Annotated in this window: 15 protein-coding genes; 8 read left to right on the top strand and 7 right to left on the bottom strand. The window is 34.1% G+C overall.

The genetic code is table 11. The features are described from left to right. Nucleotides 1–172 precede the first annotated feature (172 nt). The 3 genes from ABWU28_RS05215 (at nucleotide 173) to ABWU28_RS05205 (ending at nucleotide 4,135) form a co-directional block, all read left to right on the top strand. Complete coding sequence (locus tag ABWU28_RS05215; protein WP_353275078.1) at nucleotides 173–2,842, top strand: 2-oxoglutarate dehydrogenase E1 component; 2,670 nt, start codon at nucleotides 173–175, stop codon at nucleotides 2,840–2,842. 194 nt (nucleotides 2,843–3,036) lie between these two features. Next, the gene (locus ABWU28_RS05210; protein WP_353275076.1) at nucleotides 3,037–3,261 is read left to right on the top strand and encodes a hypothetical protein; all 225 of its coding nucleotides are present in this window, start codon (nucleotides 3,037–3,039) and stop codon (nucleotides 3,259–3,261) included. 298 nt (nucleotides 3,262–3,559) lie between these two features. Beyond that, nucleotides 3,560–4,135 (top strand): hypothetical protein, encoded by a 576-nt coding sequence (locus tag ABWU28_RS05205; protein WP_353275075.1) that lies wholly within the window; start codon nucleotides 3,560–3,562, stop codon nucleotides 4,133–4,135. Nucleotides 4,136–4,208: 73 nt separating this feature from the next. Here the strand turns inward: ABWU28_RS05205 and ABWU28_RS05200 are convergent, their stop codons facing one another. From ABWU28_RS05200 to ABWU28_RS05190, 3 genes are all read right to left on the bottom strand, one after another. Next, nucleotides 4,209–4,802 (bottom strand): TIGR02217 family protein, encoded by a 594-nt coding sequence (locus ABWU28_RS05200; protein ID WP_019236629.1) that lies wholly within the window; start codon nucleotides 4,800–4,802, stop codon nucleotides 4,209–4,211. A gap of 53 nt (nucleotides 4,803–4,855) precedes the next feature. Continuing rightward, on the bottom strand, nucleotides 4,856–6,166 hold the full coding sequence (locus tag ABWU28_RS05195) for a hypothetical protein (RefSeq protein ID WP_353275073.1): 1,311 nt from the start codon (nucleotides 6,164–6,166) through the stop codon (nucleotides 4,856–4,858). 191 nt (nucleotides 6,167–6,357) lie between these two features. Beyond that, complete coding sequence (locus tag ABWU28_RS05190; RefSeq protein WP_052264650.1) at nucleotides 6,358–7,098, bottom strand: DsbA family protein; 741 nt, start codon at nucleotides 7,096–7,098, stop codon at nucleotides 6,358–6,360. Between the two features lie 339 nt (nucleotides 7,099–7,437). Between ABWU28_RS05190 and ABWU28_RS05185 the strand changes: the two genes are divergently transcribed. The 4 genes from ABWU28_RS05185 to ABWU28_RS05170 all read left to right on the top strand — a co-directional run bounded on the left by ABWU28_RS05185 (nucleotide 7,438) and on the right by ABWU28_RS05170 (nucleotide 12,051). After that, on the top strand, nucleotides 7,438–9,321 hold the full coding sequence (locus tag ABWU28_RS05185) for a DUF3857 domain-containing protein (RefSeq protein ID WP_214303273.1): 1,884 nt from the start codon (nucleotides 7,438–7,440) through the stop codon (nucleotides 9,319–9,321). A 47-nt stretch (nucleotides 9,322–9,368) separates the two neighbouring features. Continuing rightward, nucleotides 9,369–10,856, top strand: a complete 1,488-nt coding sequence (locus tag ABWU28_RS05180) for a UbiD family decarboxylase (RefSeq protein WP_052264652.1) — start codon at nucleotides 9,369–9,371, stop codon at nucleotides 10,854–10,856. Nucleotides 10,857–10,896: 40 nt separating this feature from the next. Continuing rightward, on the top strand, nucleotides 10,897–11,424 hold the full coding sequence (locus ABWU28_RS05175; RefSeq protein ID WP_007301949.1) for a phospholipase D family protein: 528 nt from the start codon (nucleotides 10,897–10,899) through the stop codon (nucleotides 11,422–11,424). An 84-nt stretch (nucleotides 11,425–11,508) separates the two neighbouring features. Then, on the top strand, nucleotides 11,509–12,051 hold the full coding sequence (locus tag ABWU28_RS05170; RefSeq protein WP_007301948.1) for a hypothetical protein: 543 nt from the start codon (nucleotides 11,509–11,511) through the stop codon (nucleotides 12,049–12,051). A 214-nt stretch (nucleotides 12,052–12,265) separates the two neighbouring features. Here the strand turns inward: ABWU28_RS05170 and lgt are convergent, their stop codons facing one another. The 3 genes from lgt to ABWU28_RS05155 form a co-directional block, all read right to left on the bottom strand. Beyond that, the gene (lgt, locus tag ABWU28_RS05165; protein ID WP_007301947.1) at nucleotides 12,266–13,057 is read right to left on the bottom strand and encodes a prolipoprotein diacylglyceryl transferase; all 792 of its coding nucleotides are present in this window, start codon (nucleotides 13,055–13,057) and stop codon (nucleotides 12,266–12,268) included. 6 nt (nucleotides 13,058–13,063) lie between these two features. After that, complete coding sequence (gene smpB, locus ABWU28_RS05160) at nucleotides 13,064–13,513, bottom strand: SsrA-binding protein SmpB (protein ID WP_007301946.1); 450 nt, start codon at nucleotides 13,511–13,513, stop codon at nucleotides 13,064–13,066. Nucleotides 13,514–13,601: 88 nt separating this feature from the next. Beyond that, on the bottom strand, nucleotides 13,602–14,489 hold the full coding sequence (locus tag ABWU28_RS05155; RefSeq protein ID WP_353275069.1) for an ankyrin repeat domain-containing protein: 888 nt from the start codon (nucleotides 14,487–14,489) through the stop codon (nucleotides 13,602–13,604). A 127-nt stretch (nucleotides 14,490–14,616) separates the two neighbouring features. On the opposite strand from ABWU28_RS05155, the gene ABWU28_RS05150 reads away from it, so the two are divergent. Next, entirely contained in the window at nucleotides 14,617–15,138 is a 522-nt protein-coding gene (locus tag ABWU28_RS05150) for a Na+/H+ antiporter subunit E (RefSeq protein WP_006015458.1), read from the top strand. On the opposite strand, the gene ABWU28_RS05145 is transcribed toward ABWU28_RS05150, so the two are convergent. Continuing rightward, on the bottom strand, nucleotides 15,131–15,547 hold the full coding sequence (locus ABWU28_RS05145) for a hypothetical protein (RefSeq protein WP_007301944.1): 417 nt from the start codon (nucleotides 15,545–15,547) through the stop codon (nucleotides 15,131–15,133). The two genes, ABWU28_RS05150 and ABWU28_RS05145, sit on opposite strands and share 8 nt — an antisense overlap. Nucleotides 15,548–15,766: the final 219 nt, after the last annotated feature.

Raw genomic sequence — 15,766 nt, 5'->3', positions numbered from 1 at the left:
TTATGTTGAAATACAGCATTTATGGAAAGATTAGATGTCAGTCTAGAATGACACCCTTTCTGGAAAACTCGGATTACAGTGTTTGTATAACTTAATAATTAGAAACTAAAGGAGTTCTTTTTTAAAAAACTTAAGTTATACTTATAAGTATTTGATATCTTTTGTAGTGATTATGTCGAATTTAAGCTGCCTTTATGGCGATAATGTCGAATTTGTGGAAGAAATTTATAGCCGTTACTTGCAAGGCGATAAATCAATTGGAGAAGATTGGCACAGAATTTTTTCGAGCAATTTAGAAGTTAATAAAGCAGAACCCTGCAGGGCACAGAATGAAGCTAAGGTAGATGTTGATGATTTAGCAAATTTTTTCAGATTTTATGGTCACTTTTTTGCAGACTTAAATCCATTATCACCGCATGTAAATAAGGAAATAGATTATCAAAAATACTTGAATCTTTCTCCTACAAGTGACACTAGAATCTACAGAGATATTTACTGCAAGAATATCGGTTTTGAATTTATGCATATTTCCTCTTATGAGGAAAGAGTTTGGCTGCAGGAGAAAATTGAAAATCAAGTCTATACGCTAAGCCCTCAGGATAAAAAAGAAATACTAAGGCACTTGATTGAATCTGAGATGTTCGAGCAATTTCTCCATATGAAATTTCCTGGATATAAGCGTTTTTCTATCGAAGGTGGGGAGTCAGCCATTGTTGCAATTGAAAGAGTTATTAGTGATTCTGCAGCTTTTGGTATTGAAGAAATAGTTCTTGGTATGGCCCACCGAGGACGGCTCAATGTTCTAACCAAAGTGATGGGAAAAGATTATGCGGCAATGCTGTCTGAATTTCAAGGCAACCTTGCATATCCAAGTGGTCTTGAGGTGTCTGGTGATGTCAAATATCACCTTGGTTACTCTTCTGATCGAGCACTTGCTGGTGGTAAAAAAATACACTTAAGTTTATGTCCTAACCCATCTCACCTTGAGGCGGTAAATCCGGTTCTAGCTGGAAGAGTAAGAGCAAAACAAAATACGAGATCTGTGCTTGGCATATCAATTCATGGTGATGCAGCTTTTATCGGGCAGGGAGTGGTTGCTGAAACCCTGACTTTGAGCAACATTGAAGGTTATAAAGTTGGTGGTATCGTGCATATTGTCATTAATAACCAAGTTGGTTTTACTGCAAATCCTAATTGTGCACGCTCATCTTTTTATTGCACTGATGTAGCAAAATCAATAGAAGCTCCAATATTTCATGTTAATGGAGATAATCCAGAAGCTGTGAGTTTTGTTGCGAATTTGGCAATGGAGTATGTGCAGAAATTTAAAAAGGATGTGGTGATTGACATAATATGCTACCGCAAATATGGCCATAATGAAGGCGATGAGCCAAATTTTACTCAGCCACTTATGTATAAAGCAATATCAAAGCATAAAACTCCAGGCACGCTGTACGAAGAGAAGCTGACTGCAGAGAAAGTGCTAGGTAGCGATGAAGTAAGTAAATTACGCAGCGAATTTAGAACAAGATTGGATAAAAGCCTTACTGAGTCAACGACTTATACTCCGAAGAAAGCTGACTGGTTTGATGGAGTGTGGTTAAAACTCAGGAGAGCAAAGTTGAACGATTTGAGTGAATATTATACGGACTCTGGTGTTTCACCAGATGAGCTAAAAAAATTGGGCGTACACATAAATAGCAATATTCCAAGCAGTTTTAATATCAATAATAAGGTCAGAAAAATACTTGATGGAAGAATAGAAAGTATAAATTCCGGTAGCAACATAGACTGGGCAACTGCTGAAAGTCTTGCATTCGCGTCATTGCTTAGAGAAGGAATAGGAGTGCGCTTGTCAGGACAAGATTCTGGTCGCGGCACCTTCTCGCACCGTCATTCAAGACTTATCAATCAAGCAACGGAGGAAGAGTTTATTCCACTAAACAACATAAGTGAGAAGCAAGCTCGCTTTGAAGTTATAGATAGCGCACTATCTGAGTATGCTGTGATGGGTTTTGAATATGGATATAGCCTTGACTCTCCATATTCACTTGTGCTCTGGGAAGGGCAGTTCGGTGATTTTGCAAATGGCGCGCAAATTATGATCGACCAATTTATCTCATCTGCAGAAACAAAGTGGTTGCGGTCAAGTGGTCTAGTTCTACTTTTGCCTCATGGTTATGAAGGGCAGGGACCTGAGCATAGTTCTGCTCGTATAGAGAGATTTTTGCAACTCTGCGCAGAGGATAATATGCAAGTAGTTAATTGCTCTACTCCAGCAAATTACTTTCATGTTTTGCGCCGACAAATTAATCGAGATTTTCGTAAGCCTTTAGTGGTGTTTACACCTAAATCACTATTGCGTCATAAAAGCGCAGTTTCTAACCTTTCTGACTTTGAAGGAAAATTTCTTACGGTAATTCCAGAGTGTAGAACAGGTTTAGTTGCAAGTGATAAAATACGTAAAGTTGTAATATGTAGTGGTAAAGTTTATTACGACATAATTGAAATGCTTGAAGCACAAAAAATAAACGATATAGCAGTAGTGCGTTTAGAACAATTTTATCCATTCCCGGCCGATAAACTAAACAATGAACTCGAAAAATATAAGAACGCTGAAATTATATGGTGTCAAGAGGAACCAAAAAATATGGGAGGATGGTTCTTTGTCAACCCATTGATAGAAGAGGTATTGTCTGGCCTCAATGCTCAAGCAAAAAGACCTAAGTGCATTGCAAGACCTGCTGCTGCATCTCCTGCATGTGGTTATGCTAATATCCATGCTCAGCAACAAGCAGAAATTTTGAAGCAAGTTGCGCAGGTACAACTGTACAAACACTGAGCGGCTTCAAGCAGACTTATTAATTAGACTCTAGCACTTAGATAACTTACAACAATCAAACCTTTTATATACTCATACAAATATAAAAAGACTTTTATTTTTTTATAAAAGTATAATATTTATTAAGATTTTCATTTATTTTTCTCAAAGTAGTTAATATAGTAAATATTAATATTAATTAATATAAGATATATATGAGGACAAAAACATTTGAGAGGCTAATAGGGCAAACTAGACTACGCAGCGATAGCAAGGCTAAAATCATACGGTTAAATAGAGACAAAAAGGCTTTTATAGATGAGGATAAAAAGTCTATCGAATTAGCTGAGGCTATTTTTGCAGAAAATAATATGTTTCGTTTTCGTAAACCAGGTCCTGCTACGGATGGCTTTGTTGCATCGCTATCTACGGCGGATTAAAGATAAAAAAGATGAAGAATATCAGTAGCTTATTATTCTAGCATTTATAGTAAGGACGGTCAGTGAATATCTAAATTTGAGTAAAAGAAATTTTACTACCATTCACTAATCTAGCTAAAATTCAAGAATTTCAATGCTTTAGCTATTTTAAGTAGAATTAAATTTACTAATACAAACAATAAATTACTATTCTTAAATTTGATCAGATTGACTGCAAAAAAATAAGATTTTCAATAAGTTGCTTGTATAGTTAGCCTTTCATAGGTAGCGATGCAACAAAGCCGCTGCGGATTACATTTTGCACAAACTAATAAATGATAGAAAGCTTCTCGAGGAAATGAAAGATAGAGGTACAAGTATAATACGTCTTTTTTCTTTGCTATCAATGTATCGTGGTCTTCCTAAGTGCTATGTTGTGAGAAAAGAAGGGTGTATTACTGAGTTTGGAATACTTACTTATATTGACGAATGTTTAGAATCAGTACCTTTAGAAGATTTTATACTTATTGAGTCTTCCTCGTACCTAGAGTACATTTTGTTTGATAATGATAATATCAGAAATAGGTTAGCTGAAGATTTGACTGAAGATAAAACAAAATTAGATATTTTCGTAAATGGAATTTTAGCAATAAATAGCTCGGATTTAGTATTATCTTGTATCAACACAATCGAGGCTTTTAATGAGGAAGCTAGAAATTTTGTCAATCACATACAGAAAACCAATAGGATGGACTACCTCTTTAAGGAAAATGGTACAACACTTGTAAAGTTAGTTCTAAAAGAATTATTAAAACTTTCTATTTTACAAGAAAGAGAAAACACTACATTAGAATTTCCTCAAATTTCGAGTGTGGAACATTGTAATGGGCGATAGACTTTAAAATGTGCAAGGCTCATTTAAATATGAGCCTCAGTATCGCTTAACTTTTATGGAGCATACTTTAACTTTATTTCACTTCCACCAAGGGAATATTGTTCCAGCTATTGCTGCCATAGTTATCAATAGAAGCGTTTAGGTAATCTGTATCAAATCGTACTGGTACATCAAATTCGAAGCTTGCGGTGATTATTGTGCCTTTTGCTGGTGGTTTCATAAATGCTATTTCTCCAGTTGAATAATTCACTGAATATTTTTCTGTCTTTTCACCATCTAGGTAAATTTTTATTGTATCATGCACTGGCTTTTTAATAGTTCGTATATGCTTGTCTTTTCCACTTATGTAAGTTTTCATCAGTTGAAAGATCGTTTTTTTATCGTCTCCTATGCCAATTTCTTGATTGATAACTGTAAAGTCTGACCAATCCTTAAAACGAAATCCTATTGCTTTACCTTTTCGTGCCTGAAAAAATGTTATGAGTTCTGTTAGCTGCTCGTTTGACCTGACTCCATAAGCTATGTTATACCTGGCACGTGCACGAGACCAATTGATATTGCGCTGCTCACAACCATTATGAGTTGTTACAACGTCAGTCGAAAATTCCGGTCCTCCAGTAGAGCCATAAGATATATTTTCTGGAAATCTAATTTCTGTAAATGACATATGTCCTCCTGTAAAAATAAAATTGAGTTGATATAGATGAAGTAGGAAAGATCTTAAATTTTTGAAGCTGCTTTATCAATCAGGCTATAAATTTTAAATCCCGTTTCTTCTAAAAAAGTAAAGGTGTTGTTTTCTCCTACCTTACCTTTCAGTTCGTTAATGTCTTGATGACTCTGCGTTAACTGATATGCACAAATACATGCAACAACTAAAGCCACTCCAGCAAAACATGCTAAAGGCATTGGTTGAGTAAAAACAGCAGCTATAGCAGATGCTGTGAATGCTATAGCTGTTATTACAGCAGCTATGCTATAAATAGCTTCTCTTCTGTAACTATTGATTAATTTCTTTTCTATTTCCTCTTGTTGTGTTTCTTGCCCTTGTTGATGAGAAATAGTAATTACTGTATCTGTATGAATTGGCTCACTAGCGCTGGTATTAATTCTCTCTTTTTGTGTTTCATGATCTTGCACAATTGCTGATTTGCTAGTTCTGATATTATATTGTTCTTCTTGCTCTGATTGATCAGAAGCAGAAGCTTCTGTAACCTCACCAAAGATTTCTTCATTAGAAACTGATTGATTTTCTGTTATATCAGAAGGGATTTTGCTAAGAAGTGGCACAAAATGCCTCATGTAATTCACTACTCCTACAGTTTTTTTGCTACTATCTATCTCTAGTTGATTGAGATTTATATCTTGTATAAAAACTTCTGGATCATCATCATGTGCTGTAATTTTAGTTACCGTAACTTTTTGACTATCTTCCTCTATTGAATAAATATAAAGTTCCACTTTGTACTTGTCGCATATCATTCTACCTTCAATGTTTGGACGACCCCATATAGGTGCGTCAGCTGTATGTGTATTAGTAATATACTCTAAATATTTGAAAAAAGACTTCGCCTTGTCTTGCTTATTAAGTCCATTTTCGCTTATTACTTCTCCATCCGGATCTTTTTGAGGTACGAAATACTCTCCGGCATCTCTTATTACCGCTTTATAAACCCACTGATCTGGCTTTTTGTTTGCTCTAGCATAATCTGCGCAGTCTTTTCTTAATGATTTTGCGGTAAAACGATGACCAGGTTTTATATTTAGCTCATTCAATCCTTGAGCCACGGAGTCAAAAAAGCAATCTCCTTCTGATATAGAAGCTCCTATTTTTAGCTTTTCAGGATAAGCTCTCTTTAGCTCATTCAATAAACTACTTCTTTTTGTTTTTTGTGCCCGAAATTTATAAACTAGTCTTTCTAGCCTTTGAGAATAAAAAGAGTCTAGATTCTTAAATAAAAATTGACTTAATTTTGTGCTTTTTTCGACTTGCCGAAAAAGAGCAATTGGTTTTCTGTTGAAATTTTTCATGTTATAACTCCAAAATAATGATTGTATTTTAATAGATTAATCAGCCTAGGAAGGCTAATTACTTAAGGTCGTGCTGTGTTGCAAGCAAACATCACCTACTTTTCTTGAACTAATATGTAGCCTATACATATTGTTACTTAGTATATCTTAACTATACTTAAACTCTCTTATGCTGTCAAGCAGGGAATTTATTAATCTTTTAACTCATCCACTTTTTTGCGTAGCACATTTAAATCAGTTGCTCCTACAAAAAGACTATCTCCAATTATCAAAAAAGGTGTACCGCCTACTCCTAAATTCCTTACTAAAAGTTTGCTGTTGTTTATCATTTGCTCAATTTTGTCTGCATTATTTTTCATAGAGTTATTAAAATCGTTCTCGTTAATCCCTATATTTTTCACTATACCTAATATAGTTTTATCTGAAAATTCTCCTCTGTGATCTAGTGCAGCATAGTGAAAATCTAAGTACTTTTCTTTATCGATAAAATAAGTTGCTAAAGCACCTTTTGCTGCCTTTAAAGAATTGTTACCAAGTATTGGAGCATCTCTAAAGATATACTTAATTTTGCCATCATTGATCAATTGTTTTACATCGTTCTTTATAGCTTTGCAATATCCACAAGAATAGTCAAAAAAACCTACAGCTATGATATTGCTATTTTCATTTCCCGAGTAAGGATAAGTGGAGTCGAATATTTCATTTTTATGCTGAGAAATTTTATTTTTGGTTGCATTAGCATAACTATTTTTAGCTGACTCTTCCTGGAGAGCTTTTAGAACTCTATCAAAATTTTTACTGATGTAATTATCCAATCTCTCACCTATATAATCATCATTTAAGTTCTGACTGCGGTGTGAAAGCCAATTGTTTATTACTGGTAAACTTGCTACTGCAAGTATAAAAATCAATAAAAATGGTATCTTAGACATATACTTAGTTAAAGAATACAAATATTAAAGAAATGCTTAATGTTAAAACATTTTTATCAAGAAATGCAAACTTTATAAAATGAAATTTAAGATATTTTTGTAAAGTTCATCATAAGATTTGGTGATGAAAAATTTTGCAGAGTAAGGCATTTATAAAGATTTAGATAGTCTTTACCACTATTTCTAGCAAATTGTAAGCAAAAAAGTTGATTATCTTGTAATCGCTGCATATAATATCGGTAAGCGCGTCGCTAAGTAATATGAACACACTAAGTCTTACATTTCCGATAGTGTTGTTCGGATATAATAGAATGATTTTTCAATAAATGTAAGTAAAAAATGAGGTTTTTAAAAGCTGTCTTTAACTTAGCAATGTTAGCATTTTTTGTAGCTTCGACAGCTGAAGCAAGGTGGAGTAAGTACGAAGATGCTTCTGTCGAGGTTAAGTTTTCTAATGTTAACATTAATGTTAATAGAGATGGTACCTACGAAACGGAAGTAGAACTACAAGCAAAAATACTCAAGGAATCCGGACGTGATAGGTTCTCTCTATACAGTCTTGTTTACAATGATGATAGTGCAGATTTTACTGTTTTAGAGGCTAAAACAACTTACAACGGAGAAGAATATATAGTAACTGAAGACATGATGGAGGATAAACCGCTGGCTAGCCCTAGCAAAGGTTTCGATCAGTTAAGGCAAGTAACCATCTCATTCCCTAAAATAGAAATTGGTACGGAAGTATATTTAAGATATAAGCAAGTTAACAAAAAGGTTCCCGTTGATAATTTTTATGGCTTGAGCTTTTCGTATTATGGGGATTATTTACAAGCAGAAAATACTAAAATCAATTCTGAATTGCCTCTAGAGATTAAAGTTAATGATCCAAGAAGCGTATTAGAAATTGCTGAGGAAAAAAAGGATGATGTACATTCTATAAGCATTGCTTTAAAGAGAGCAGTTTATGAAAACACAACAAATGAACCACATAATGGAATATTGAACATAAAACACAACACTTGGGTATCACTTTCAAGCTTATCTGAATGGGAGGATTTAGCTAAAAAATTAGCTCCTGGATATCATAGCGTCATCAATCAGCCGCTTCCTGCAACTTTTGAAGCTATAGCAGAATTTGCTGCCAATGAGAGTACCGATGAGGAGAAAATTAATGCAGTTACTTCTTTATTGAATGAAAAAGTTCAGTACATGGGAGACTGGCGTACAGTGTCAGGAAAATATTTCCCGAGAGATTTAGAGAAAATTGCTGATTCTCAAGTTGGGGATTGCAAGGACTTTTCTGCCAGCACAGCTGCTATTTTACAAGAACTTGGTTACAAAGTTCAACCTATTTTAGTTATGAGAGGAACTACTAATACTTCTAACTCTGAAGCATTACCTAATATGGGTAATTTTAATCATGTGATGCTCAGAGTAACAAATAGAGGTGGGAAAATATATTGGATTGATCCAACTAATACCGTCAGTATGGCACAGGGTATTTTTCCAGACATTGCTGATAGAAACGCTTTAGTACTCGATTCTGAGGAAGCGGATTACATAAAAATTCCTGCTGTACAAGGTGAAAATTCAAAAGTGATATCCCATAGTGAATTAACTATAGAAGATAATGTTGTAAATGAATATGGCCAGCTTACCGTGCAAGGGGAAGCAGCCTTAGGCTTAACAGGGGTTGGATTGTATTATTCAAATGAGCAATTAAGGGATTCTGTTTTTCGTATGATTAGTGGAGTATATCTTGATGAAGAAGAAAAGAAGTTCTTAGAATTGCCTGACCTTACTTTACGTAATGTAGAAGATCTTACAATCAAATATGAGTTTCAGCAAAAAAATAAGATTTTTAAGACAAATCTAGGACCTGCTTTGAATTTAGGAGATAATTGGCTTAATGATGTTGTCAATACAGCTTCTGACCAAGTGTCAGATCTTTTTATTGGTGTTCCTAAAACTAAGGAAAGCCATATGATAATAAAAGATATCAAAATTAAAAATTGTGAAAATTTGAATTTTGAAATAAATTCTCCTTGGTTATATGTAAATAGGTTCTGTAAATATCAAAATGATGGAACCGAATTTAGCAATTTAATAACCATAAAGAAAAGCTTTATTACCAATGAAGAATTAAAGACTGCTGAATATAAAAACTTAAAAAGCGAATTGGAGAATAATTTTTCTAGAGCCTCTATAATAATAAGTGAATGAGTTGTGCTGGGAAAAGCACTTCTTAAAAGGCTTAAAATTTTTAAAATATGTACAATAACTTACGCGACTTCATCAGAGCATTAGAAGAAAAAAAAGATCTAATTAGAATTAAAAAAGAAGTTTCAACTATTCTTGAAATGACAGAAATTCATCGTAGGGTTTTGTCAAACAAGGGACCAGCTATCATCTTTGAAAATGTTGTCACAGAAAATGGCAAAAATTCAATTCCCGTTTTAGTGAATTTATTTGGTACTATTGAGAGAATTGCATTCGGACTTGGTATAAATTCTGATGAATTAAGGGATCTGGGTAAACTTCTAGCATTTTTGCGATCACCTGAGCCACCAAAAACCTTCAAAGATGCTGTGAAAATGTTTCCTCTACTAAAAGTTGTATTGTCGATGCGGAGCAAAGTTGTGAGCAAAGCCCCATGTCAAGAGGTGGTGCTAACTGGGGATGAGGTGGATCTTAGTTTGCTACCTATTCAGACATGCTGGCCAAACGAGCCTGCACCGCTTATCACTTGGCCACTTGTGGTAACAAAAGGACCAACAGCAGACAAGCAAGATAATTTCAATCTTGGAATATATCGTATGCAGGTTGTGAATAAAAAAACGACTCTCATGCGCTGGCTTGCACATCGTGGTGGTGCAGGTCACCATAAACGGTGGAAGGAGAGGGGACAAAATATGAAGTTTCCTGCGGCTGCTGTGATTGGTAGCGATCCTGCAACAATTATTGCTGCGGTAACTCCGGTGCCGGAGACTTTATCAGAATACCAATTTGCCGGGCTGCTGCGAAAAAAACCACTTGAGCTTGTAAATTGTAAAACTATTCCTCTTCAGGTTCCAGCTCATGCAGAAATTGTTTTGGAAGGATATGTAAGTTTGGATAATTACCAAGATGAAGGGCCATATGGAGACCATACCGGTTACTATAATGCTGTTGAACAGTTTCCTGAGTTTAACATCACTGCAATTACAATGCGCAAAGATCCAATTTATCTCAGCACTTTTACTGGCAAACCACCTGATGAACCATCAATTCTTGGTGAAGCACTCAACGAAATCTTTGTGCCGATTCTTATCAATCAGTTTCCGGAAATAGTAGATTTTTATCTGCCCCCAGAAGGTTGTTCATATAGAATAGCGGTAGTGTCGATAAAAAAGGCTTATCCAGGGCATGCAAAAAGAATTGTTATGGGCACACTATCTTTTCTCAAACAGTTCTTATACACGAAATTTATTATAGTTGTTGATTATGATATAAATATACGTGATTGGAAAGAGGTGATGTGGGCAATGTCAACAAGAATGGACCCTGTGCGTGATACAATTACGATAGAGAATGCCCCAATTGATTATTTAGATTTTGCTTCCCCTGAAAGTGGTCTCGGAGGTAAAATAGGGTTTGATGCAACAAACAAACTTCCACCTGAAACCAAACGAGAATGGGGAAGAAAAATTGAAATGAGCGAGGAAATAATAAAGAAAGTTACAGAGAAGTGGAAGGAATATGGGTTGACAGATGATTAAACTATGATGTAGACTACCGCCGTGTATTTAGGTGTGGTTTGTGAGGCTTTTATATCTTTTATTTTTGTCGGCATGTTTTTCTCTGTATTACTATGTGGGTCCTACATTCTCGCCTTGCCCAAAAGCAACAGTTTGCTTCTCACCTGAAGAAGACTGTGCTGTACCGATAATCAGCGAGATAGACCAATCTAAAGAATCTATCTTAGTTCAAGAATATACATTTACTCTTGGAACAGTTGCAAAATCTTTGATTAACGCCAAAGAGCGTGGTGTTGATGTTAAAGTCGTCTTAGATAAATCACAACTCCATTCAAAATATAGTGTCATAAGCGAATTGTTTTCAAATGGAATACCGATTTGGATCGATAATAAGCCAAAAATTGCTCATAATAAGGTAATAATTGTTGATAATCAAAAAGTCATCACAGGATCGTTTAACCTCAGTAAGACAGCTGAAAAGGGAAACGCTGAAAATTTATTAATTATTGAAAATTATCCTGAATTAGTCCAGCAGTATGTGAAGAACTGGGAAATACGAATGTCACAATCCTATCAATATGCTCCCTAGATACTTGATATCAAAAAAAGTCTTTTTATTGATAGATTTAATTTCTTGTGATATAATAAATTAAAAGGTTTTAAGGGGTAGGTAATGGATTACATAAATGATGCTGCCGATAGTTACGCTGCCATTCATGATTTTTTTCAAAATAATGGTGTTGGAGATTACAAAGTTCAATGCAATTATGGTGGTGTACCGTATGCTACTGACAAATATGTACATTCTGGAGACAAATTTTGGAGCAATAATTTTATAGACTCACATTTTGGAAGGGAAATAAAAATGTATCCTCAAAGTGAGCTTTTAGCTAAAGAGTATGCTGGTAATACACTACCGGTTTCAATATCACTAGACAAGGATCTAATAAAAATAAAAGAATGTCAGAAAAAAACTAAATTTGTAGAACTAGAAGGGGAATCAGGTGATATAGTATATGATAAGCAAAAGCATATAAAGTGCTACACGACAAAGTTATCATATGACGATGTTTCTGTTCATAATAAAAACGAAGTTTCAATACTGAATATTAGATATGATGTGCCAAACGATCCAAGATACAGTTTAAACATAGCCTTCACAAAGGTTAATGATAATAAACCAGGGTTTTGGCAAAAGTTTAAAAATATGTTTTAATAGAGTAGCTTCTAAATCAAGGGGATTTTGTTGAAAAATGAATATCTACTTAATAATGAATTTGGTCAGTAGCTACTAAGTTTGTTTCATAGCTATGCAACAAAAGGTTTGTGCCCTCACGTTTATTCTCTGCAACACGAAAAGTTCGTACAGTTGTACATGCTATGTAGTAGATAAACTTCTACTATATTTTTTTATTCAACTTACCTCTTGTCTATTGAATAGATTTTGTATTAAACCTAAAATTCAACGCACCTAAATATATAAGCATTCCCAACAAAATCATAGGTATAGAAAGCAACTGTCCCATAGTTAAATTGAACCATAAATAGCCAATTTGATAGTCTGGCTCGCGGAAAAATTCAACCATAAAACGTGCTACTCCATACAACATAACTGCAACTCCAGTTGTTGCACCATAATACAATCTCATTTTGTTCAAGTAAAATAGTGAATTTACAACTACGAAAAGTAGCGCTCCTTCAAAAAATGCCTCATAAAGTTGGCTTGGATGGCGCAATAAATTATCACCACTTTCTGGAAATACCATACCCCACGGCATAGTTGTAACCCTGCCAAATAACTCTCCATTTATAAAATTACCTATGCGGCCTAGAAGTAAACCTATCGGAACTCCACAAGAAATTAGATCCAGTGTGTAAAATATAGGAATGTTATGTCTTCTACAGGAGATTATTACTGCAAGCAAAACTCCTATAGCACCGCCATGAAATGACATACCTCCTTCCCAGGTCTTTAGTATTTCGATAGGATTGCTTATATAGAGAACTGGATCATATATCAATACGTACCCAAGCCTACCTCCAAGGATAATGCCTATAATAACGGCTGTTAATAACGAATCGTAAAAATTCTTAGTAAATATTTTTTGATTGTCTAGCTTATGTAAATACCAATATGCAAAAACTATACCCAAAACATATGCTAAAGAGTACCAATATATAGAAACAGGACCGATGCTAAAAATAACTGGACTTAAAGACATATTTTACTACAAATTATTCTTAGACAATCTACTTTTCTCACGTTCCCACTCTCTCTGCTTTATGGTTGCTCTCTTATCATAGAGTTTTTTTCCTTTCACAATGGCAATTTTAGTTTTTGCCAACCCTTTATCATTAAAATAGATAGAAAGTGGCACAACAGTTATTCCAGAGGTTTTGATTTGACCAATTAGCTTATTTATCTCTTTTTTATGCAAAAGCAATTTTCGTTCTCTTTTTGGCTTGTGATTCTTTTGGTTTGCAGCTTTATACTCTGCGATATGCATATTGTTTAGCCATATTTCACCTTTTTTTTCAGTAACGTAAGCATCAGAAATGTTTGCTTTTCTTTCCCTTAGTGATTTCACTTCACTACTTAAGAGGATCATACCTGCTTCAAATTCTTCTAAGATAAAGTATTCAAACCTTGCTTTTCTATTTTCTGCAATAACTTCCATATCTAAAGATATCTTTAAGCTTCAATATATTACAGAACTTTTGGTTTAATTCATAACAAAACAATTATCTCAGTAAATGCAAGTTTGGTTAAAAAAGCTCCAATCTTCCTGCAAGTGTAATTTGTTCCACTCTTCCTACTGCCATTTCAGCCCTAGGACTAGCATTACCTGACAAAGAACTTATCACATCTTTGCAGCCCCATTCAATAGCAAAGTGTAAAGGAGCATATCTATTATTGTTCTGTTTACTAACATATGCCCCACTTTCAATTAAAATATCTCTTATACTTTCATGATCGCTAGCAAAATGCAAAGGAGTGCGTCCACAACTATCCCACACATTAACACATGCTCCATGTTCAATCAGAGTTCTTACTATGTTTTCATTATCACTTTCAGCAGCAAAATGCAAGGGAGTGCTTCTATAATTATCCCACGCATCGACGTATGCTCCGTGTTCAATTAGAGCTATTACTATGTTCTCATAGCCACTCTTAGTAGCAAAATGTAGAGGAGTGTGTCCATCATTGTTCTGCGCGTTAACATCTGCTCCACATGCAATTAGAGCTCTTACTACACTTTCATTCCCACCTTCGGCAGCAAGATGTAAAGGTGTACATACATCATTGTCCCACGCATTAACATTTGCTCCACTTTCAATTAAAATATCTAATATGCCTTTGTGGTTCCATTCAGCAGCAAAATGTAAAGGAGTGCATCCATCGCTGTCCCATGCATCAACATATGCTCCATATTCAATTAGAGCTATTACTATGTTCTCATAGCCACTCTTAGCAGCAAAATGCAACAATGTAGTTTCTACAGGATCTAGATCACTATGTGTAGTGAATATATGATTGATATTAAATCCACTATCTTCCCACCTCCGTAAATCAATTCTTTCTAATTTTATTTTTATTCGTTCAACTATGTTGTTCTTGCTTAAACCTGAAGTATCATTTATTTCTTCAAGCATTTTTAGAAAATCATCAAGCGTCATAATCTCCACTACTTATTAAAATAACTTGGTTATTATGTTCTTTGACACAAAAATCAAGAACTTTTTATTTTTCTAAAAAATCATTTAAGTTATACTCCAAATCATGAAAGTCAGGCAAAATATTAAGTTTTTTTCTCTATCATTTGTGATTTTGTCTTCTCTATGGATTACATTGTCTGGTTATTTTGAGCCTTTTTTTATTCTCTGTGGAGTATTTTCTTCTGTGTTCACATTGATTATCTTTAAAAGGTTAATTGATGCTGAAAGTGCCCTTAGTCAAATTCTAAATGATAGTGGTAGGCTGTCACTTTATCAGCTTATAAGTTATATACCTTGGCTAATTTACCAAATTATTTTTTCAAGTATTTATGTAACAAAAAAGGTGCTACGATTCAAATCTACAGTTGAGCCAATTGTTATTGTAAGAGAATGCATAGGACATAATGATAAGACCATTGCATTATTTGCTAACTCGGTTACGATTACTCCTGGAACTTTAACTATCAATGTTGAAAAGAAGCAGAAAACATATTTATCTACCATATGTTTGATAGATAAAGATCTTGAAAGTGGCATTTCTGAAATAGAAGGTAAAGTCTTAAAAATGTTACACCTAGTTAAGTAATTGCTTTAAATAAGTTAACAGCGTCTCTGTATTCTCTTCTTAGGCTTTCAAGCATTTCTTTTGGAAGGCTATCAATAACAGTAGAACATAAATAATTGTACAAATCTTCTAGCCTTGATATGTTATTTTTCTTCTTGCTGTTGAATTTGTACGGAAAAATGCCCTCCATAATTTCAATATCAACAACCTTATTTAAAAATGCATTTTCACTTGTTATGCTTATTCTTGTAAGTATAGTATTAATTTCAGGTTCATTACTCGTATAAATATCTGATAATTCTGCCATTTTAATGACGTATAAAGTTACTACTTTTGATAAACAATTATCAGAATATTCACAATTTTTTATTACCTCCCACTGAGTAACCTGAGACTTGCTTGTTTTTGCATTGCTTGGTAATTTATTCATTGAATTTTCTCCATTTAATTCAGTGTAGTAAATTATACTAATACTTTGTTAAATAAATAATAACGCAGCCATAAAAATATGCATTTATTTACCATAAATTGTATAATATTCCTAAAATGAAATGTTAAAGTTACTTCAAACTGAATGATTTCTTTAATTCCATGTTATTCAGCAGTGTAAAATATTGCTACACAATAGTATTTATTCTAAAATAAACTT

This window comes from Wolbachia endosymbiont (group B) of Pilophorus perplexus (assembly GCF_964028155.1).
Lineage (GTDB): Bacteria > Pseudomonadota > Alphaproteobacteria > Rickettsiales > Anaplasmataceae > Wolbachia.
This window is presented reverse-complemented; position numbering and strand designations above follow the sequence as displayed.

Excerpts from the sequence above, each read along its gene's own strand:
- ABWU28_RS05215 (WP_353275078.1), top strand. The coding sequence starts at position 173 with ATGTCGAATTTAAGCTGCCTTTATGGCGATAATGTCGAATTTGTGGAA.
- ABWU28_RS05210 (WP_353275076.1), top strand. The coding sequence starts at position 3,037 with ATGAGGACAAAAACATTTGAGAGGCTAATAGGGCAAACTAGACTACGC.
- ABWU28_RS05200 (WP_019236629.1), bottom strand. The coding sequence starts at position 4,802 with ATGTCATTTACAGAAATTAGATTTCCAGAAAATATATCTTATGGCTCT.
- ABWU28_RS05195 (WP_353275073.1), bottom strand. The coding sequence starts at position 6,166 with ATGAAAAATTTCAACAGAAAACCAATTGCTCTTTTTCGGCAAGTCGAA.
- ABWU28_RS05190 (WP_052264650.1), bottom strand. The coding sequence starts at position 7,098 with ATGTCTAAGATACCATTTTTATTGATTTTTATACTTGCAGTAGCAAGT.
- ABWU28_RS05185 (WP_214303273.1), top strand. The coding sequence starts at position 7,438 with ATGAGGTTTTTAAAAGCTGTCTTTAACTTAGCAATGTTAGCATTTTTT.
- ABWU28_RS05180 (WP_052264652.1), top strand. The coding sequence starts at position 9,369 with ATGTACAATAACTTACGCGACTTCATCAGAGCATTAGAAGAAAAAAAA.
- ABWU28_RS05170 (WP_007301948.1), top strand. The coding sequence starts at position 11,509 with ATGGATTACATAAATGATGCTGCCGATAGTTACGCTGCCATTCATGAT.
- lgt (WP_007301947.1), bottom strand. The coding sequence starts at position 13,057 with ATGTCTTTAAGTCCAGTTATTTTTAGCATCGGTCCTGTTTCTATATAT.
- smpB (WP_007301946.1), bottom strand. The coding sequence starts at position 13,513 with ATGGAAGTTATTGCAGAAAATAGAAAAGCAAGGTTTGAATACTTTATC.
- ABWU28_RS05155 (WP_353275069.1), bottom strand. The coding sequence starts at position 14,489 with ATGCTTGAAGAAATAAATGATACTTCAGGTTTAAGCAAGAACAACATA.
- ABWU28_RS05150 (WP_006015458.1), top strand. The coding sequence starts at position 14,617 with ATGAAAGTCAGGCAAAATATTAAGTTTTTTTCTCTATCATTTGTGATT.
- ABWU28_RS05145 (WP_007301944.1), bottom strand. The coding sequence starts at position 15,547 with ATGAATAAATTACCAAGCAATGCAAAAACAAGCAAGTCTCAGGTTACT.